The 21,195-nt window shown below is 35.9% G+C and carries 12 protein-coding genes; 7 read left to right on the top strand and 5 right to left on the bottom strand.

Translation table 11 applies throughout. The features are described from left to right. Positions 1 to 4: 4 nt before the first annotated feature. Positions 5 to 1,564 (bottom strand): glycerol-3-phosphate dehydrogenase/oxidase, encoded by a 1,560-nt coding sequence (locus tag DCS95_RS08640; protein WP_116770404.1) that lies wholly within the window; start codon positions 1,562 to 1,564, stop codon positions 5 to 7. Between the two features lie 301 nt (positions 1,565 to 1,865). Between DCS95_RS08640 and DCS95_RS08635 the strand changes: the two genes are divergently transcribed. Next, positions 1,866 to 2,627, top strand: a complete 762-nt coding sequence (locus tag DCS95_RS08635) for a DeoR/GlpR family DNA-binding transcription regulator (protein WP_116770403.1) — start codon at positions 1,866 to 1,868, stop codon at positions 2,625 to 2,627. Positions 2,628 to 2,654: 27 nt separating this feature from the next. After that, entirely contained in the window at positions 2,655 to 3,140 is a 486-nt protein-coding gene (locus tag DCS95_RS08630; protein WP_116770402.1) for a hypothetical protein, read from the top strand. Between the two features lie 131 nt (positions 3,141 to 3,271). Here the strand turns inward: DCS95_RS08630 and DCS95_RS08625 are convergent, their stop codons facing one another. The 3 genes from DCS95_RS08625 to DCS95_RS08610 form a co-directional block, all read right to left on the bottom strand. Further along, entirely contained in the window at positions 3,272 to 4,885 is a 1,614-nt protein-coding gene (locus DCS95_RS08625) for a choice-of-anchor I family protein (protein WP_164674154.1), read from the bottom strand. A 143-nt stretch (positions 4,886 to 5,028) separates the two neighbouring features. Then, positions 5,029 to 8,592 (bottom strand): BamA/TamA family outer membrane protein, encoded by a 3,564-nt coding sequence (locus DCS95_RS08615; protein WP_164674153.1) that lies wholly within the window; start codon positions 8,590 to 8,592, stop codon positions 5,029 to 5,031. 251 nt (positions 8,593 to 8,843) lie between these two features. Then, positions 8,844 to 9,296, bottom strand: a complete 453-nt coding sequence (locus DCS95_RS08610; protein ID WP_116770398.1) for an Lrp/AsnC family transcriptional regulator — start codon at positions 9,294 to 9,296, stop codon at positions 8,844 to 8,846. Positions 9,297 to 9,459: 163 nt separating this feature from the next. Between DCS95_RS08610 and DCS95_RS08605 the strand changes: the two genes are divergently transcribed. The 4 genes from DCS95_RS08605 to DCS95_RS08590 all read left to right on the top strand — a co-directional run bounded on the left by DCS95_RS08605 (position 9,460) and on the right by DCS95_RS08590 (position 13,626). Then, the gene (locus tag DCS95_RS08605) at positions 9,460 to 10,608 is read left to right on the top strand and encodes a histidine decarboxylase (protein ID WP_116770397.1); all 1,149 of its coding nucleotides are present in this window, start codon (positions 9,460 to 9,462) and stop codon (positions 10,606 to 10,608) included. Positions 10,609 to 10,864: 256 nt separating this feature from the next. After that, on the top strand, positions 10,865 to 12,001 hold the full coding sequence (locus DCS95_RS08600; protein WP_116770396.1) for an esterase-like activity of phytase family protein: 1,137 nt from the start codon (positions 10,865 to 10,867) through the stop codon (positions 11,999 to 12,001). 148 nt (positions 12,002 to 12,149) lie between these two features. Then, positions 12,150 to 12,710 (top strand): TetR/AcrR family transcriptional regulator, encoded by a 561-nt coding sequence (locus DCS95_RS08595; protein ID WP_244178424.1) that lies wholly within the window; start codon positions 12,150 to 12,152, stop codon positions 12,708 to 12,710. 55 nt (positions 12,711 to 12,765) lie between these two features. After that, positions 12,766 to 13,626 (top strand): SDR family oxidoreductase, encoded by an 861-nt coding sequence (locus tag DCS95_RS08590; protein WP_116770395.1) that lies wholly within the window; start codon positions 12,766 to 12,768, stop codon positions 13,624 to 13,626. A 191-nt stretch (positions 13,627 to 13,817) separates the two neighbouring features. On the opposite strand, the gene DCS95_RS08585 is transcribed toward DCS95_RS08590, so the two are convergent. After that, positions 13,818 to 14,747: a sensor histidine kinase gene (locus DCS95_RS08585; RefSeq protein ID WP_116770394.1), complete on the bottom strand. Its 930-nt coding sequence runs from the start codon at positions 14,745 to 14,747 to the stop codon at positions 13,818 to 13,820. Positions 14,748 to 14,961: 214 nt separating this feature from the next. Here DCS95_RS08585 and DCS95_RS08580 point away from each other — a divergent pair, with 214 nt between their 5' ends. Then, positions 14,962 to 21,045, top strand: coding sequence for an alpha-2-macroglobulin family protein (locus DCS95_RS08580; RefSeq protein WP_116770393.1), 6,084 nt, complete (start codon positions 14,962 to 14,964; stop codon positions 21,043 to 21,045). The last annotated feature ends 150 nt before the right edge of the window (positions 21,046 to 21,195 follow it).

The raw sequence follows: 21,195 nt of genomic DNA, 5'->3' as shown, positions 1-21,195 counted from the left end.
TTGTCTATAAAATATAATTTGAGGTGACTTTAGTATAATCTTCCACTTGTTCAGCCTGCCATACAGCATCTTTACCAAGCACAGTTGCCATAATTTCTGCTACTTTTGGCGCCATACGAACACTTTCTTTGGCATCCAATAACTGACAACGGGTTCTACGGGCCAGAAAATCTTCCACATTCAATGCCATTTCATTACGAACTGCCCATACAACCTGACCTTCAATAACACCTAAAGAGTCACTTATTGAAGTATTCCATCCATTTTCTTGGGATAGATTTACCAACGGCTCTTCATCGCTACCATAAAAATATAGAGGGTCGCTAAGATCAACATCCGTCTTATACCCATGTATTTTCAAGTTTTTGGTTTGGGTCGGTATGTGTTTCCAAGCATTGTTCTTCTCGGCTTTATTTACCAAGTCTTCACCCATTTTTCTAAAAGTGGTCCATTTACCGCCAACGATAGTCAATAAACCAGATTCAGAAGTATAGATTTTATGACTACGGGATATCTCTTTTGTTTTACTACCATCTTCACTTGGTGCGGCCAAAGGCCGTAACCCAGCATAAACACTTAACACATCGCTTCTCTTGGGTGCTTTTGTTAAATACCTGCTTGCAGTATTTAAAATAAATCCTATTTCTTCCTCCAAGGCTACAGGTTCTAATGATTCTTTTTCTACGGGAGTATCTGTAGTACCCACAATAACCTTATTATGCCAAGGCACTAAAAACAACACTCTTCCGTCATCCGTTTTTGGTATCGTAATGGCATCATCACCGGGTAGAAATGATTTATCAAGCATTAGGTGTACACCTTGGCTTGGCGCTATAGTTTTTTTAGAACCAAGTGCATCCATCTGCAATACATCATCTGCAAATACGCCGGTAGCATTAACCACTTGCTTACCTTTTATTTCAAAAGATTCATTTCCATCCTTATCATGGACCTTAACACCGGTTATTTTTCCGTCGCTATCTTTCAATAATCCTTTTACAGTACAATAGTTGGCTACGACGGCTCCTAATTCAGCTGAACTTTGCAGGGTGTTGATAGCTAATCGCGAATCATCGAACTGACCGTCATAATACACCACACCCGCAGAAATTTTATCTGGATTAATCAAAGAAATACGTTTTAGCGTTTTTGCCTTTGAAATTCTTTTGGACCTACCCAAGCTTAGTCTACCCGCTAACAGATCATAAAACGTTAACCCTACCGTGTATAGAATTTCGTCCCACAAACCATGGGTAGGTATCACAAATGACTGGGTTTTGGTGATATGGGGAGCATTTTTCAACAACAAACCTCTTTCTACCACTGCTTCACGAACCAAACCTACATTGCCTTGAGCTAAATATCTAACCCCACCATGTACCAATTTAGTTGCTTTACTAGAAGTAGATTTCGTAAAATCTGATTTTTCCAACAAAACAACGGAATACCCTCTAGCAGATGCTTCTAAGGCAATACCGATACCGGTAGCACCACCACCTATTATTATAAAATCATAAGCTTCAGTAGTATTCTTCAGCTTACTGATCATTTCTTTTCTTTCCATAAAAGCTTCTTTTTATTACGCTTTTCTAAATTTTTCATCAAAACTACAAAATATCGAAACATTTCAAAACCTAAATATTGTTATTTCTTTCTTTTTGGTTTAATAAATTAACATAGGCTTTAATAAACTAATACAATAATTTAGAAATCATCAGTTATATTCAGCTTTTAGAGGTATTGTAATAATTAGATTATTATCATTTTTATAGTTTCGTTTTATTACGAATTATAATTACACAAGCTAAAAACCACCCATATTGATGGTTTATCTCCTATATTTGTAGAAACGAAACCTCAAAAAGTTGAACATTGTAGATCGACATAAGCTTATTTTAAAAAAGCTAGAAGAAGAAGGCTTTGTAAAAGTCAATGAACTAAGTCAGGAATTCAATGTTTCGTTGGTCACCATAAGAAAGGACCTTAAATTACTTGAAGAGCGAAAATTACTTTTTAGATCTCACGGAAAAGCCATTCCGGCAAATCCGTATATCGCAGAGAATTCTGTAAACATTAAGGAGAAGATACATCCGCAGGAAAAAAACAAAATAGCCATTGCTGCAGCAGCCACATTAGAACCTCATGATTGCATTATCATTGCTTCAGGTACTTCTGTCATTGAATTTGCAAGGCATATAAAACCTATTGAAGGACTTACCGTTTTAACAGCGTCATTGAATACTGCCATTATTCTAGCGGAACATAACGAAATCGATGTGATGCAACTGGGCGGAAATGTAAGATCTAGCTCCTCGTCTGTTGTAGGACCTATTGCAGAAAAAATGCTTACAGAATTCACCTTTACCAAATTGTTTTTAGGTGTTGATGGCATTGACCTTGAATTCGGACTCACAACCACCAGTTCTATGGAAGCCTCTTTGAACAAACAAATGATCAAAGCTGCACATAAAATAATTGTACTGGCAGATTCATCTAAATTCAGCAAAAAAGGTTTTGGCAGAATATGCGGAATAGATGAAGTAGACCACATTATTACCGATGCCGGTATCGATGAGAAAACAAAAGAAAGATTAATAGAACTTGGTGTAGAGCTCACTATTGTTTAAACGAACAACAAAATTATAACCGTTACCATGAAACTTATACCTTCAGAAAAATTAGAATTGACCACCTCCTTTTCTGTAGCAGAATTAGAAGAACACCTGAAGGAAAACATTCAAAAACACAGGAGTTATAAAATCGGATCAATAAAAAAATCAAACAAGTATTTTGTAGGCACGGTCTTCCCAGGCCATTTCAAATGCAAAAAATTCACCTACCAACGAAATTCATTTTTACCTCAGGTAACCGGTATATTTTATGAAGAGCCAACAGGTACCAAAGTAGCGACTACCTTAAAAATAGACTCATTTGTCAGCATATTCTTAATCTTATTTTACGCCTTCATTATATGCGCAATATTTGCCACCATATATTTAGCGTCATACCAAAAAATTGAAGCGTACTTTATTCTAGTTCCTATCGGTTTATTATTGCTAGTTTTTGGAATACCACATTTAGGGTTTAATCTAGAAAAAGATAGCACCATTACAGAGCTAAAGAAAATGTTGACCGTATAGCGATTTCATATTCAAAAAAAATGGCGACACTGATAACAACATTAAAGTAATTTACTTAAAACTAAAAAACGCCAAATTAAATTATTTGGCGTTTTCGTTTCACATATTCTCTGAAATAATGATATTCAAATTTATTTCATCTCATAAATAGCAATTGTGCTAGAGACTTCATGAGTTGCGATCATTAAATAATTTCCTGTAGGGCTATCCTCTTTATCGACCACAATAATACCTTCTGGAGAAATATCGGTAGCATCGTAGATCCAAGTAACAAAAACAGGGTTATACGGGTTGGTAACATTATAAGCTAAAATTCCGCTTGTTCTTTCCAATCCTACGAACAACAAAGTTTCATCACCTACTTTTAATGTTTTCACAGCTTCTGGCTCAGCACCTTTATCATCTGATCTACCATCTACTTCACCTTCATCTTGATTAAAAATAGAGGGAGCCAGTGCCAATGTTCTTCTTGAAATTTCAGAACCGGAATCATACACCAATTGTCCGTTAGTATCCCAAATAGAAAAAGAACGAGCACCATACGAATAGATTTGCTCATAGAATCCATCGTTATCTTCGTCTCCGTTTGCCGTTGTCGTTTTTAATCGACCTAGATTTTCATCTTCTTGCAATTCCTCAAAATCAGGATAAAAAGTAGGGTCTAAATCCAAATCCTTAACCCGTACTTCTTCAGAATACCCATCATAGTCCCTTGAATCGCCTTCATTGGCAGAAACGATATAACCGCTTCCGTTTGCCGTGAAATAGTCTATTGCATCGGGCATATAGAACCCTAATACATTCCAGTTTTTTAGATTTCCAGCAATTCCGTCTTCATTAGACGCATCAATTTCGTTACCGGATACATTATGGTTTTTAGTTCCAAGACCAACAAGACCCGTAATCGTTTTAGTAGTCAAGTCAACTATCGCCATACCATTATTTTCTTGCAAACCAATATACGCCGTGCTAGAATCATCTGATATGGTAACATACTCCGGTTCCACATCTTGTACAAAAGTAGAAGTACCATCATTACCAAATACCCTGAAACCGTTTCCAGGATCCATTTGACCGGTAAAGGAAATTTGCGTGGCAGTTTCCGAAGCTACTTCAATAACCGTTATGGAACCTTCTGGATCAACAGAGTAGTCGTCGTTTGGCTCACCTTCGTTTGCAGAAACAATATATTCGCCATCTGGAGAAAAGGCAACCATATCTGGTAATGCGCCCGCAACATATGACTTGATCAAAACTTGCGTATCGGTATCAAAAGTCTCAATTGTACCATTTGCCTGTTTATCGGTATTTTCTACGGCAACAGCTAAAATACCGTTATGTACCGCAACAGAGTTCGGACTTCCCGTTAAAGCAATGGAAGATCCTTTTACGGGGTTGGTCGCATCCGTTAGATCTAAAACTGAAATTTCATCTTCTTCTGGGTTAACAATGAACAACTTGCTCGTAATCGCATCAAAGGCAGATATTTCAGCAAAGGCTTCATCATTACCGTTAGTGAAAGATCCAATTTTAGAAAAGCTAAGCTGATCAATAGTTATTGGGAATTCAGCATCCATGCCATCGGCACCGTCAGCTCCATCTGCCCCGTTGGCACCATCAGCACCGTCAACACCATCAACACCATCGACTCCGTCTACACCATCGATACCATCATCGGCACAAGAGGTAAACAGAATAGAAATCGCAAGAATTGACACACAAAAAGGTCGTAATACATTTTTCATTTTAATACAGTTTGGTTTTAAGTATCAAAACAAAAGAATGAATGTAAAGTTGGGGTTAACTGTGTCGGAAATAATTATTACGAACGCATTAAGTTCTTGTAAACTAATGCTTTTACTATGTAAAATTAAAAAATATGCTGTGCTTAAAAATTGAATCCTACACTGAAAATGACACGGTTACCATCTTCCCCATGGTAAAAACCTAAGTTACCCGTAAGTGCGCTAAAGCCCGACACCCAAACCGAACCGCCATAATCATTATGCCATTGAGAAGAATTATCGTTATCTGTCCACACACGACCATAATCAAAGCCTGCACTTACACCTAATTGCAGCGGAATAAAGTTCGTTTTGAATCTAGTAATACCTACTCTTAAATCTGTACTTTGATAAAAGGCAGACTTACCATTAAACCGTTCATTTCTATAAGCTCGCAAACTTTGGTTACCACCCAAAACTGCACCATGATAAAACTCATAATCATTACCTATTAGCGTTTCGCCAGCAATTTTGGTAGCGATTACAGCAATACCACTAGGGTGAAGTGGGTATATAAATTTTAAAGTGGGTTTAACGTAACCAAAACGATTATCATAACGATCAATATTCGATTTATAACCAGCAACCAAGTCTGCTTCCATTGCCCTATTGGGAAAAGCAGGATCATTCTGATTTTTATAATTGTAACCTAACTCAGCGGTAGCGTACAGTTGATCTTCGTAAACATCATTATCTGGTGCAAATGCCTGCCCCACAAAACGATCATCGTCATTTGACACATCAAAAGATTCAATCGCCGCTCTTAAATAGACGCTATTACCTGCATGCTTATGTACCAAATAAGGAGAAAATTTCCATTGGCGTATGCGAACCCTGTTATTATCGCGATCAAGGTCGCTATCATATTCAGAATCGTTACCCGTACCAAAATAATTCATTGTAAAATTAGGACTGGCATAGCGTAGATCAAAACCTAAGTTCCAGTTATAGAATACTTGGCCAAATTCTGCATTATAATCGATTGCAAAACCATTGGTTGCAAAAAAGTATTCGGCTCCTATGGTATGCTGCGCCTCAAAAGGATTATTGACCAAACCATATGTGGTAAAACGATTTTTTATCCCGAATCTAAACCCTGTATCGGCATCATACCCTATACTCGGAAATACAATGTTTTCATGGTATTTTCTTTTTTGATAATCATAATTATTGACATCATAAGAGTCGGTAAGCCACTTTCTAGATTTCGGATTTACGATAGTATTGTTCTTACTCTTATGATCATAGAGTTTCACCTTTTTAGTATTTTTAAAATCATAGGTATCATTTTTCTTACCCCCCATTATTTTGACATCTATAGGCTTATCACCATTACCCATTACCGTAAACGTATCATTACCATCAAGCCCATAAATCCAAATTTCATCGGTTTGCTTGGTGTCATATGAATTTTCAAAAACCACCGTATCTTTTGATATCGATATTTCGGTAATGCCGTTAGGCTTTCGGGTGATCAAGAACTCATCATCATCTTCAGTACCGAGAACCACCTCAAAATTGTTCAAATAATCATAATATGATTTGGCAATAGATGCCAGTCCGTCACGACGTAATCTCAGGTTCTTTTTTATCTTTTCTATACTGCTATCCTGAGCTTCTTTGGGTAAAGATTTAAATGCCGAGTCAATATCAGCATCAGATAGGTTTTCTTGAATAAAATCTACCTGTGCCTTCCAATCTTCCCAATTTGCTTTTTTAATGAAGGTTTTATCCAGCGGATATCCTGAAAAATTAAACCATTTCACATTTTTGATATCGGCATCATAGCTTTCCATCTTTCGAAGTAGCGGAAAACTAAATTTTAATAACGAGATTATTGGTCCGTCATACTTTGGGAAAGCTTGATCCCAATCGCGCGGTATAGCTTCATATCTTTTTTTACCATCGGCCGTTTTAAATTCTGCCCAGCGCCATTGATCTTGGTGCCGATCCCAGTTACCCACCAACATATCAAATAACCGAGCACGAATAAAACTAGCTTCGTCAACATATGCATCTTTAGACTCCCTAAGTTCCATTCGAAGATCGGTAGTACTTAAAATATCGTTGGGGCTCCCAAAAGTTTCGAAACTTTTATTTTCATCGCCCACATGTTCCTCAAGCATAAAAAGTGCATCACCATAATCTTCATTATAAATACCCAATCCCTTTTGTTTGGGCACATAATATATTTTAGGATTTGCGTGGAGCACGCCCAATGACTCAGAAAGCTCGTTCATAGAAAATTGTGCATATGGGTGTGCAGTTGTATAAAAATCGAGTAAATACCGCTCGGCAATGGTATTTTTAAGATAATCTACAACATAATGGTTATCTATCGCATTTGTCTGCAGAAAACGAACTGCACTTTTACGTAACGCCCTTAACGTATATTCATGTTCATTATCATCGATCAACCGTAATGATCTAGACTGCGTACCACCACCTTCTGAAATGGGTTTTACATTATCGGGCAATTGCTCTATGTCCAAAACCGGAGCCGTAATTTCTTTGCTGTAAAGACTTCTATAATGATCGCCCCACAAGAATTTGTAAAAACCTGTTTTATCTGTTTCTTCTTCGGTATAGATCGACGCTTTAGTAGTAGCTCCATATGTTTTCTTCGGATAGGATATCTCATCTAAGGATAGTCGATCCCTTTTAATGCTCTTAGTAAAGATTGACACAGCAGCATTGCCCGTCACTTCAAAATATTCCACTTGCGAACTACCGTCTTTAAAGACCGTCAATTTTGCATACCCTTGTTTTTCACTCTCAAAATGCTCTTCTTTTGGAGCTCTAGCTTTCTCTGTTTTACCAATTGACCCACTAATGATCTGTGGAATTCCATCATCTTCTAAATACTGTAGATTTCGGTCTTTGCCAGACACAAAAATGACATCTTCGAATTGGCTAGCTATGGTCTCCATTCTACCACGCAGTTGTCTATTCTGCTTATTTTGATACGATTCTTGTTCAAAACCGCCCATTTTGTCAATTACGGAAACTTTTGAATTACTCATTACAGGTTGGTAGACCGCAACGACTACGGTTTTCCCCTGGCTGTCCTTTAAATCATCCTTAAATTCCGCCAAAAATTGATCCCTGGTTTTGTGTTCACATTTTTCATTAATATATGGGTGATCGTCCCAATCTTCTAAAAACCATTGAGAGTCAACCATTTCAAGTACCACCTCATCATTTATAGTTTCCCGTTCTAAGGGGCATCCATCATTGGGCCAAAATTTAGCTTTACTGTTATCTTGCAAAAAAGACTCTAAATCATCTATGCTCTGCGGTGCATCTTTAAGCCACTCATTTTTTCCAGGGGTCAAAATTACGTTGCCGTTAAAATTGTCCCATAACTCCATCAATGGTCTTAGATTATCCTTTACCTTATCTTGCTTTTTATCTTTAGAAGAAAACCCTTCTTTGTTCAACACATTACCGATCAATAACAATGTAGCCTCAGCATCATTTACTGAAGCACTATTCATTTGTTCTATAATCTTTTTTGCATCTTCAAAAGGAGCATTACCAACATTTGAAGTAATATAAAATGAATGCGAAACCTCTTTTTTCGCCTTAGATTTTTCATTCCCAGACAATTGTGAATAGGAATAGGTATAACAACATAAAATTAAGGATAGCAATATTAATGAACGCATGTATACTTGTTTTGTTTGCACTCTGTAAGATTTGAATTTTAGAATATATTTCCCCTTAAAACATAGCACGATTAAAAAAGGAAACGGGGTTTTAAACAACATCAAAAAAAATCCGAAAACTATAGAATTTCGGAGTTAGTTTACTCAAGAACAAAGGTAGGTATTGACTATTACCATGATAACCCAAAACATCATTTAAATGACTTTAAAAATCTGTTATGTGTGCCGTTTTCAATAGTTCAACGCATTTATCAAACGTTAAATGCAGTACTATCTTTAACAGAATCGAGTACAAAAGAGCTGTGTATGGTAGAAATTCCATCAATAATAGATAGCTTTTCATTGATAAACTCATGAAATCCTGCTATGTCATTTACCGCTATCTTTAATAAATAATCAAAATTACCGGATACCTGATGACATTCCATAATATCTGGCAATAACATTATCTCCTTTTTAAAATTGTCGGCAAGCTTTTTTTGTTGCTTCGAAAGCGTTACTTGACAATAGGCAATAAGCTCTTTTCCTATTTTGGTTCTATCGACTAGGGCAACATATGATCTTATAATTTTTTGCTGCTCTAATTTTCTGATCCTTTCATAAGTTGGGGTAACACTCAGCCCCACTTTTGCTGCAATTTCCTTTGTATTCTGTTTGGCATTACGTTGCAATTGCATTAAAATTTTTCCATCAGTTGCATCCATAGTAGATTATTATTCTAATTTATCAGATAATTAAGACTAAAACAGTATTATCGAACCAATATTTCTATTAAAATAGATTTATATACTGTAATTATTAAAAATAAAGTAAAAAATTATCATTAATCGTAATTTTACAGTTCAAAAATACCTTTTAAATTACAATATGATGAATAACGAACAAAAGATAGATGAGCTGCTAACCAAACTAATTCAGGAAAAAGACAGAGTTATTGGTTATCCGGTTGCGAAGGATTTTGATTATTCAAGACTATACGAGTTTTTAAAGCATCCTATAAATAATGTTGGCGACCCTTATGAAGACAATACATATAAGGTACAAACCCATGAAATGGAGCGCGAAGTAGTTGACTTTTTTGCAAAACTTTATAGGGCAGACCCTACCGATTTTTGGGGCTACGTTACCAATGGTGGATCTGAGAGTAATTTATATGGTCTGTACCTAGCTAGAGAATCTCACCCAAAAGCCATGGTCTATTTTTCTGAATCTACCCATTATAGCGTAAAGAAAAACATACACTTGCTTAACCTACCAAGTATAACCATAAGAGCCCAAGAAAACGGAGAGCTAGATTATGAAGACCTAGAGAACACCTTACAATTAAACAGAGACAAACCCGCCATTATATTGACCACATTTGGCACTACAATGACAGAGGCAAAAGATGATGTATCTGAAGTAAAAAGAATTTTAAAAAAACTGGCTATTCAAAATCACTATATTCATTGTGATGCTGCCTTGGCAGGTTCTTATGGACCATTTATTGAACCGCGTATTCCCTTCGATTTTCAAGACGGGGCAGATAGTATTTCCATTAGCGGCCACAAATTTATTGGGTCGCCATTTCCTTCAGGAGTAATTATTGCAAAGCGTTCCTTAAGGGATAGAATTGCACGAGGCATATCTTATATTGGTTCTTTAGACACCACCATAACCGGTTCTAGAAACGGCCATAGTCCTTTATTTTTATGGTACGCCGTTAAGAAAATGGGAGTTAAAGGATTAGAGGAACGATACCGCCATAGTTTGGAGACCGCTGAATATTGCAAAACAGAACTGCAAAAAATCGGTATCAAAGCATGGACTAACCCAGGGGCTATCACCGTAGTTTTACCTAAGGTCGCAAATCGCATCAAAGAGAAATGGCAATTGGCTACAGATGATATTACACACGTAATCTGTATGCCCAATGTTACGAAGTCTCAAATCGATGAATTTATTAAAGACATCATTGAAGAGAAAGAACAAGCGAATCTAAACACAGAATACAAAGAACTTCAGTTACAAGAATAAAAAGTAATTAGAAGATTATTTTTAATTACCCTATCTTAATAAGTAATGAAGATAGGGTGATTTTTTTATTGAATTCTTCTGCTTTCTAAATAATAAAAAATCGCATATTGCCATCAACGATAAACGATATATAGGTAAGTAAGTGCCACAACAAATTTATAAGTTTGATATTGAATTAATCTATAAATAACAGTAGATTAATACCGTAAAAAATTAAACACTTCATCTTGCTAGTTCAACCAAAACACTAGTTAAGATGAAAAAAAATGCAATTAAAATGATAGGTCTATTACTATGTGCAATCTTTTGCTCATGTGAATTTTTAGAAGAATATACAGGCGGCAACATTGGTAACGACCCCAACCAAATAAAAGAAATTTCCTTTATTGACGAATTCGTAATTGCCGATGGAACGCTCTTTGAAAATACTTTGATCGGAGGTTTATCTGGAATTGACTATGAAAACGGAAAGTGGTATTTAATAAGTGATGACCCCACTGCACCAATTCGTTTTTATACCGCTAATATTGAATTTAACGAAAGTGGCTTTAGAGATGTATCTATCAACGGTGTTACTGAATTAAAAGATAAAACTGGCTATTCTTTCTCAGAAGGCTCTGTTGACCCCGAAGCAATACGTGTAGCAGCTAACGGAACCATTGTATGGACCAGCGAAGGCAATATCAACAACGGTATAGATCCATTCATAAGATTTTCTGACCAAGCAGGTAATTTTCTATCTGAAGCTTTAGTTGCCCCCAAGTATAAGTTCAACACAAATGAGAATGTTGGACCTGTGCACAACGGAACTTTTGAAGGATTATGCAAGGCTTACGGTAGCAACGGATATTGGGTCAATATGGAATTGCCCTTAAAACAAGATGGTGTTGAGCCAACTATTGAAGATACCGAATCTCCCATAAGAATTTCATACCTCTCTCAAAACGGAACATTTGGAAAGGAGTTTGTATATGAATTAGATCCAGTAGTAAGAAAAGCATCGGAAACTTCATTTACCATAAATGGTGTTGTTGAAATACTGGAATACAGCACAGATCAATTCTTATTCTTAGAAAGATCATTCTCTACCGGATTTACAGATGGAGGAAACAATGTAAAGATTTACAAGGTTGACGCATCCAATGCTACCAATGTAAGGAATATGGATTCTTTGGAAGGAGAAACATATATAGAGGCTACAAAAGAACTTCTATTCGATTTTGAATCTATTCGAGGAGAACTGACCGACGGTATTGTTGACAATATCGAAGGGATCACCTTAGGTCCGGTATTGGAAAACGGAAACCGTTCTTTGGTGTTGGTGGCCGATAATAACTTTAGTGCTTTTGGACCACAGTTAAATCAATTCATATTGCTAGAATTGATAAACTAATATCGATTAATAATAAAAATGCCATGGTAATTCATGGCATTTTTTACCCAAGCACTAAACTTTTTAATTGGTGGTCAATTCGATTTTTTCAATACAATGAAACTTTATAAAATAATGCAAACAAAATTTGGAACAAACATTCCAATCAATGTACATTTGCATTGTGAATAAAAAGGAATCTATCATATCATCAGCTTTACTATTGCTAACTGAAAAAGGAGTACACAATACGCCAATGTCAGCCATCGCAAAAGCTTCGGGTACGGGAATGGGAACTATTTACAACTACTTTCCCAACAAGGATGCTTTGATCAATGATATATACACTAAAATTAAAAACGAAGAAAAAAATGTCTTTTTGAATTTTGAATCGGGAAATCCTATCAAAACTCAATTCGAAAACTATTTTACTTCAGTCATTGCTTTTTTTGTACAAAACCCCTCATATTTTCAATTTATGGAGCAATTACAGGCTTCACCTATAATTACCGCCGAAAGTAAAGAAGTAGGTAAAATTGCGATAGCACAGGTTGTTGAACTTTTAGAAAAAGGCAAGCAAGATCGCATTATTAAAGACATTGAGGTAGAAGAATTACTAATGTTCATTGGCGGAGCTATTCTTTCTTATTTACGTTATTATTTTAATCAGTCGCAAAACACATCTCCAAATCACCAAATGAAAATGGTTTGGGATGCTATCAAAGAATAAAAAAATTTATTAAAAAATTGGAATGAACATTCACTCCAAAAAATAATTCGATATCATGAAAAAAAATGTATTAATTACCGGAACCTCAACAGGAGTAGGCTTTGAAAGTTCCATCTTATTCGCCAACAACAATTATAAGGTATATGCTACCATGCGTAATCTTAACAAAGCGGATAAACTGAAAGAGAGAATAGTTCAAGAAAGCCTTGATATAGAGATTTTATCGCTAGATGTTACAAAAATAGATTCCATTAAATCTGCTGTGGAGACTATTATCGCAAAAGATGGAAAATTAGATGTATTGATCAACAATGCCGGTGCAGGTTTTGCAAAAACCACCGAACAAGCTAGTGAAGAAGAAATCAGGTGGGTAACCGAAGTAAACTACCACGGTGTAGTTTTTTGTACTCAAGCGGTATTACCTTATATGAGGAAGCAAAAGAGCGGACAAATTATTAGTATAACTTCAGTTGGTGGTCTAGTTGGCCAACCATTCAATGAATTATATTGCGGAGCCAAATTTGCAGTAGAAGGCTTTATGGAAGGGCTTGCTACCTATGTAAGCGATGCCTTTAATATTAAAATTAGTTGTGTAGAACCCGGGGGGATATCTACTGAATTCATGACCTCAGCTATAGAAAAAACAGCCGTAGAAGGTCAGTTTGCAACAGGAGAATACTTACCCATATTTGAAAGATATATGGCAGGCAACCAAAAACGTGCAAGCGAAAGCAAAGAACCTGTTTACCAAACCGGTCTAGAAGTTGCTCAAGTAGTTCTAGACGTTGCTAAAAATGAAAATCCGCCTTTACGTATACGTACTTCTCAATGGGCAGAAGATTTCTGCGAACTAAAAACAAAAGCAGATCCAGATGGCACAAAACTAGTACAACAGATTAAGGAATCTTTCCTTTAATCTCTCCCTGGTTAAAAATTATATAACAAAAAGCACAGACCGTTTTGGTCTGTGCTTTTAAGATATAAATTATACTCGTGTACTATATCTGATAATTTTAAAAATTCTAAGAAAAGGCTTTATAGTAAAACTCCGTTGAATTTAAACATTTTGCCAACTACTTTTTTAATCCCAAATAATAAAAATCAGCCCTAAAAAGCCGTGGAGGAATTAGGAAGAATCACTGAAAACTTAGTACCCTTGCCTGGTGTACTTTCTATACTTAACCTGCCGTTGTTTTTCTTCAAGTAATCAATACAAGCATTTAAGCCAAATCCCGTGCCTTTTTCGTCGGACGTTCCTAATTGGGTAAAAAGTTTTTCTCCCTCAAATATGGTATCTATTTCTTCCTTGGTGAGTCCCACACCGGTATCTTTTACAATTGTATGTACCTCGTTTCCCTTAACTTTTAAACAAATATGGATTTTTCCATTTTTAGGAGTAAATTTAATTGCATTGTGCAGAAGATTACGAATTACAAAGGCGTAATTCTGTTTATCGGCATATATAGCACTGTCCAAATCGCCAATAGTAAAATCAATTTGTTTTTCCATCAACAAGCCTTCAAACAAACCTCCTACTTGAGTTAGTATATCATTGCATTTAAAAAGGGTGAAATTAACCGGTTTATTCTGAATTTGATCTTGAGACCACTGTAGTAAATCTGTCAAAAACATATCGAGATTGGCAATATGTTTAGATAACTGCCCTAAATATTCCTTTTCGGTTTTTCTATCAAAATCATTGAAAGCCATAGAATATACCAAACTCTGCAATGTTGCAATAGGACTTCTTATATCATGAGAAATCAAAGTGAAGAGCTTTTTATTGATTGTATCCAACTTAACAAGTTCTTGCTTTTGTTTCTTAATTTTTTGCGTGTAACCAATTACAACCAATGATATGGGATAAGATATGATAATGGGTAGTATTATAGACATACCTAAACCGTATCCAAAATTGGCAACCTTAAAAAAGAAGGAAGAAATTAAAAACAGAAGAACTGCCATCAAAACGGCAACAACAACTATTCTATGTGGTTTACTTAATAAATTTTCTAATTTTTCTATTGGTTTAGGCATTATATATTATGTTTCAAAACACTAAAATTAATCGCATAGCCATGCAAAATAGAAAATAATGCGTAAATGAAATATGACATTGACTCAATTCTTCAAAAAACCACCAAGTATACCATAAACTTACCTGTTCTCACTAACCGAAAAGTAGATTACACTCATTTTTCATTGTATATAAAATTACCTTGGCACAGTTTTGTATTGTAATTTTACTATGATGAAAAAACTATATTTAATTTTAACCGTATTCATGTTTTCACAATTTGGTAATGCCCAGCAAAATGATTCTTATGATCAACTTTGGAAGCAAGTTGATGCACATGAGCAGGAAAAAAGAACCAAATCTGCCTTAAAACTGGTAAAAAATATATTTACCCAGGCAAAAGAAGAGAGCAACAGTGTACAGACCATTAAGGCCTTACTTTACAAGTCTAACTACGCCATGACGCTTGTAGAGAATGCCAAATTAAATATCATCAATGAATTCAAATCTGAAATTGAAATTGCAGATTCACCTACCAAACAAATTCTACACAGTCATTTAGCTAATTTATACTGGCAACATTTTCAAAACAACAGGTATAGGTTTTACAATAGAACAATTACAGAAAACAAGGTAGATTCCGTAGATTTCAGAACCTGGGACCTACATACATTATTTAAGGAAATAGACGTACATTTTTCTGCATCGTTAGATAATGCGGAGAAAACCCAAAGTTTACCTATTTCAGATTTTGATGATATACTATATCTCGAAGAAGAAAGCAGATTATACAGACCTACTCTATATGATCTATTGGCACATACCGCTTTAGAATTTTATACCACTAGCGAAAACAGTATCAACAAAGCTGCCGATGCTTTTGAAATTGAAGACGAAGCGATTTTATGTGAAGCATATACCGCTAGTTTTTTAAGAATTGATAAAACGAAAACACTATCGCTACAAGCAAAAGCATTAAATATTTACCAAGAATTAGTAGCATTTCACTTTGGCAATCCAGATATGAATCCTTTGGTATTCGTTGATATTGAAAGGCTAAATTTCATTCATAGTAATGCAACATTTAGTAATAAGGACAGCCTGTTTTTAGAGGTACTTGAAAACTCCGCAGAAAACATTAAGCATAGTCCGCTTTCTGGGTTATACACCTATGAAATTGCTAAATACTACCAAAAATTAGGGCAAACTTATGAGCCTTTAACCCAAACCGACCATCAATGGAAACTTAAAGAAGCCGTTAATCTTTGCGATGGCGTCATTGCACGTTTTCCCAAAAGTTTAGGAGCTGAAAAATGTATGGCTTTAAAATCTCAAATTCAAGAAGTATCAATACATCTAAAAGCGGAAGAACATATACCAACACAAACTACCAGCAGGCTTTTGGTCAATTACAAGAATATTGAAAACCTGAGTTTAAATGCGTACAAAATCACACAGAAGCAACTTAAATCACTAAATGAGTTGTATCCCAACGCCAAAAGGGAATCCTTTATCAAAAAACTACCGGTATCCAAATCATGGTCTGCAGACTTAAAAACATCGCATGATTACCAATTACATAGTACAGAGATCAAGCTTCCTGCTCTAGAAAACGGAGTATACATATTGGCAGCTGAATCTACAAATGAGAAAAAACCGGTTTTTAGCTACACTACGGTACAAGCAACTGATTTCGCAATTGTGGAAACCCAAACCAATACACATCAATATTACCAGGTAATCGATAGAAACAATGGAAAACCTATTGCCAATGCCGCCATACAATTAAGCTACCGTAAAAACTATCAAGACGGATTAAAAAGTGAATCTTTTGTATCTGATAAAACAGGATTTATTTCAATTGAAAAAAAGAATAACAATTGGAACAACGTAAACATCATTGTCAAAAAAGATAAAAACACTGCATTTTTTGGCGATTACTATATCAGAAGAAGCTACGAACAAAATAGAGCCAACATAAATTATTCTTGTTTTCTATTTACCGACCGCAGTATTTATAGACCAGGTCAACCCGTATTTTTTAAAGGAATAGCCATTAGTCAAAATAACGGGAAATCCAGTATTTTAAAAAATACCAATGTTCAAGTAACATTGAATGATGTAAACGGTCAAAAAATTGAAACACTTCAATTAATGACCAACGAATATGGTTCTGTTTCAGGTGAATTCATGCTCCCAACTTCCGGACTAACAGGTCAGTTTTCAATTCGCGCATATTCAAATAAATTAAATGTTAACGGATATACCAATATATCTGTAGAAGAGTATAAACGACCAAAATTTGAAACGAATTTTGAGCCGATTACAGAGACATACAAAGTAAACGACAGTATCAGTGTAAACGGTAAAGCAACAGCATATGCAGGCAGTGTTATTTCAGATGCCAAAGTAGTTTATCGTGTAAAACGTGTGGTGAATTTACCTCGCTGGTATCATTGGTCCAGACCATATTTTAATGGTTCTTCTCAAGAAATTGTGCAAGGGGAAACCGTTACAGATGCATCCGGTAATTACGAAATCACTTTTAAGGCGATATCTGACAATAGTATCGAAAAAGAACACCTACCCACTTTCAACTACGAAGTTACCGCCGATATTATCGATATCAATGGCGAAACACGAAGCACCGTTACCAATGTAGCCGTAGGTTATCATGCATTGAACGTAGATGTAATAGTCCCCAATACAATAGACAAAACTCTAAAAAATACCGGTTTCAACATTGAGAGTACAAATTTAAATGGACAACTTGTGGCAGCCATTGGCGAAGTAAGTTTATACAAGCTACAGGCACCAGATCAGGTTTTACGCCAAAGACCTTGGGCAGCACCAGACTATGCCGGTTTTACCCAAAAAGAGTTCAAAACTCTTTACCCACATGACGCTTTTAATAATGAAGACGAACCTAACCAGTGGAAAAAAGGAAAAATGGTCTGGTCATCTAAATTTGATACAGGCGAATCAAGAGAAATGAGTTTTGGGAAAACCAAAAATTGGGAGTCTGGAAAATACAAGCTAGAACTGACCTCAAAAGATAAATTTGGACAAATAGTGAAAGATGTTGCCATCATTACCTTTACCGGTAATGAAAATATCCTGGCAGATAATCAATTGTTCCAGATAAAAACGGATAAGCAGCAATACCAAGTTGGAGACAAGGCACAGGTAACCTTTCTTTCCAGTGCCGATAATCTGAATATTACCGTTGTGGTAGAAAAAGACCATAAGGTTTATAAAGAGAAAGTAATTACACTCAACGATAATTCCCAAACAATTACTGTACCTGTTACAGAAAATGATTTAGGCGGATTCTTGGTGTCCTATAGCTATGCATTTGCCAATGACTTTGAGGCGAGCAATTATATGGTTGCCGTGCCCTACCCTTCTAGCGATCTTCAAATAGAAACCATGACATTTAGGGACAAAATTGCCCCTGGTGCAGAAGAAACTTGGTCATTTAAAATAAAAGGACCTGAAGGCGAAAAAGTAAGTGCCGAACTATTAGCAAGCATGTATGATGCTTCTTTAGACCAGTTTAAACCCCACGCTTGGTATTTTAATCCGTTAAGCAAACCAAATTATTATACGCAAAGAAGAGCTAATGCCAATAGAAGTTTTTCCACTATTGACTTTCAAACATTTACACAAAATACCAACCATAACTACCCAAATATACAATTTGATGCCTTCGATATGTTCGGACTAAATTTTGGGAGTTTTGGATATTTCAATGAATCACGAAGATTGTATAAAACAGCCGCACCAACGGCTATGATGACGGATAATGCCATGTTAGATGAAGTGGTTACTGTTGGTTATGGAGCTAATGATATTGAAAGTGAGTTATCCGGAAAAGTTGCGGGGGTTGAAATTACGGATCCCGAAGCAGAAACAGAAGAAACAGTACAAACAGATTTTGAATCAGTGAAAATTAGAAAGAATCTTCAAGAAACCGCTTTTTTCTTTCCACAATTAAAGACTGATAAAGAAGGAAATGTTTCGTTCAGCTTCACTTCTCCCGAAGCATTGACCCGTTGGAACGTACAACTTTTGGCGCATACCAAAGAACTGGAAAGTAGCATTACCAACCTGAATACAGTAACCCAGAAAGAGTTAATGGTCATACCAAATGCTCCTCGCTTTTTACGTGAAGGGGACACCATTACCATAAGCACCAAAATTTCCAATTTAACACAAAAATTATTATCCGGTCAGGCAAAGTTAGAACTGACAGATGGACTAACAGGTACAGATATTACTAAAGAATTGATGGAATCGTCAGATATTCTTGAAGCAAAATCCTTTGAAGTAGACACTATGGGAAACACCCAAGTTTCTTGGCGTCTTAAAATACCTGAAAGGTTGCAAACTGTTCAATACAAAGTCATTGCAAAAGCTGGTGATTTCTCCGATGGTGAACAAAATATGTTGCCCGTTTTGTCTAACAGAACATTAGTAACCGAAACCTTACCCATGTGGGTTCGAAGTAATCAAACCAAAACCTTCACTCTTGATAAATTGAAGAACACGAATTCAGCGTCTTTAAAACATCACAAACTGACTTTGGAGATGACTTCCAATCCTGCGTGGTATGCAGTACAAGCCTTGCCTTACTTAATGGAGTACCCTTATGATTGCAACGAGCAAACGTTCTCAAGATACTATGCTAATTCACTAGCAAGTTATATAGCCAATAGTAACCCAAGAATACAAGAAGTGTTCGATCAATGGGCAAGTTCTGATGCTTTATTGAGCAATCTTGAAAAGAATGAAGAATTAAAGTCTTTATTAATTCAAGAAACACCTTGGTTACGAGATGCACAATCTGAAAGCGAGCAAAAGAAAAGAATAGGCTTGTTGTTCAATATGAACAAAATGAAAAACGAGCAGCAATCGGCTTTGAACAAGCTTATTCAGAATCAGAATTCAAACGGAGCTTGGGCATGGTTCAACGGTGGACCAGATAACAGATATATTACCCAACATATCGTTACCGGCATGGGGCATTTGAACAAATTAACTACCTCTGAAGACACCAATACAGATGATTTGTCAATTTCATTCAATTCAAAATCAGAAATGATTAAAAAAGCAATTGACTATCTCGATAACGAATTCGTAAAGGAATATGAAGAGATGAAGAAACATACCTCTAATATAAATGATGACCACCTAAGTGCAAATCAGGTTCATTATTTATACATGAGAAGCTTCTTTAAAGATATTGAAGCGTCTAAAAAAGTGGACAAAATCATTGCTTATTATATTGAACAAGCCAAAAAGTACTGGCCAAAAAGAAGTTTGTATGCCCAAGGAATGTTAGCATTAATATTACAAAGAACGGATGATACAAAAACAGCTTCAAAAATAATTCAGGCTTTAGAAGAAAATAGCATTACCAATGATGAATTGGGCATGTACTGGAAAAGTAATACCAGTTCTTGGTTTTGGTATCAAGCACCTATAGAAACACAAGCTTTATTGATTGAAGCATTTTCTGAAATTCGACCTACCGATATTGAGACTATAGATAATCTTAAAATCTGGTTATTAAAAAATAAGCAGACCAACCAATGGAGCACCACCAAAGCAACTACCGAAGCGGTGTATGCATTGCTATTGCAAGGAAGCGATTGGTTATCGGTAACCGATGCAGTCGATGTCTTGATTGGAGGGGAACAATTAGAGTCTTCTACATTAGAGGATGTTAAAGTTGAAGCAGGTACAGGATATTTTAAAACTTCTTGGAATACTGCCGAAGTAACCCCTAAAATGGGCGAAGTACAAATAAGTAAAAAAGGAAACGGTATAGCTTGGGGCGCATTGTACTGGCAATATTTTGAGGATTTGGACAAAATAACCAGTGCCGAGACTCCACTACAATTAAAGAAAAAAATCTTTTTGAAGAAGAATACCGATACTGGCGAAGTGATTTCCGAAGTAACGGATAATACTACTTTAAAAGTGGGGGATTTGGTTAAAATAAGAATTGAGCTACGATCGGACAGAGGTATGGAGTTTATACATATGAAAGATATGAGAGCGGCAGGTTTTGAGCCCGTTAACGTAATTTCTAGATATAAATGGCAAGACGGATTGGGGTATTACGAAAGCACGAAAGATGCCAGCACCAATTTCTTTTTTGACTATTTACCCAAAGGCGTCTATGTCTTTGAATATGATGTACGGGTAAACAATGCAGGTAATTTCAGTAACGGTATTACAACAATTGAAAGCATGTACGCTCCAGAATTTACTAGTCATAGTGAAGGAGTACGAGTTTCTGTAGAAAATTAACATCATTACGAACGTAGTGAAGTAATCTGTTTGTTAACCAACTAAAATCAACTCGCAAACATGAACAGACAAATTGCTTCGTCGCGAAAAACTCCTCGCAATGACGAACTAAAACAAAAAAAGGGCGCTACATTGTAGCGCCCTTTTCTA

It is taken from the genome of Maribacter litoralis (assembly GCF_003075045.1).
Taxonomy (GTDB): domain Bacteria; phylum Bacteroidota; class Bacteroidia; order Flavobacteriales; family Flavobacteriaceae; genus Maribacter; species Maribacter litoralis.
This window is presented reverse-complemented; position numbering and strand designations above follow the sequence as displayed.

Bases quoted from the DNA above. Each gene is read 5' to 3' on its own strand.
- DCS95_RS08585 (WP_116770394.1), bottom strand. From the start codon at position 14,747: ATGCCTAAACCAATAGAAAAATTAGAAAATTTATTAAGTAAACCACAT.
- DCS95_RS08600 (WP_116770396.1), top strand. From the start codon at position 10,865: ATGAAAAAAAATGCAATTAAAATGATAGGTCTATTACTATGTGCAATC.
- DCS95_RS08625 (WP_164674154.1), bottom strand. From the start codon at position 4,885: ATGAAAAATGTATTACGACCTTTTTGTGTGTCAATTCTTGCGATTTCT.
- DCS95_RS08595 (WP_244178424.1), top strand. From the start codon at position 12,150: ATGTACATTTGCATTGTGAATAAAAAGGAATCTATCATATCATCAGCT.
- DCS95_RS08610 (WP_116770398.1), bottom strand. From the start codon at position 9,296: ATGGATGCAACTGATGGAAAAATTTTAATGCAATTGCAACGTAATGCC.
- DCS95_RS08590 (WP_116770395.1), top strand. From the start codon at position 12,766: ATGAAAAAAAATGTATTAATTACCGGAACCTCAACAGGAGTAGGCTTT.
- DCS95_RS08630 (WP_116770402.1), top strand. From the start codon at position 2,655: ATGAAACTTATACCTTCAGAAAAATTAGAATTGACCACCTCCTTTTCT.
- DCS95_RS08605 (WP_116770397.1), top strand. From the start codon at position 9,460: ATGATGAATAACGAACAAAAGATAGATGAGCTGCTAACCAAACTAATT.
- DCS95_RS08615 (WP_164674153.1), bottom strand. From the start codon at position 8,592: ATGCGTTCATTAATATTGCTATCCTTAATTTTATGTTGTTATACCTAT.
- DCS95_RS08640 (WP_116770404.1), bottom strand. From the start codon at position 1,564: ATGGAAAGAAAAGAAATGATCAGTAAGCTGAAGAATACTACTGAAGCT.
- DCS95_RS08580 (WP_116770393.1), top strand. From the start codon at position 14,962: ATGAAAAAACTATATTTAATTTTAACCGTATTCATGTTTTCACAATTT.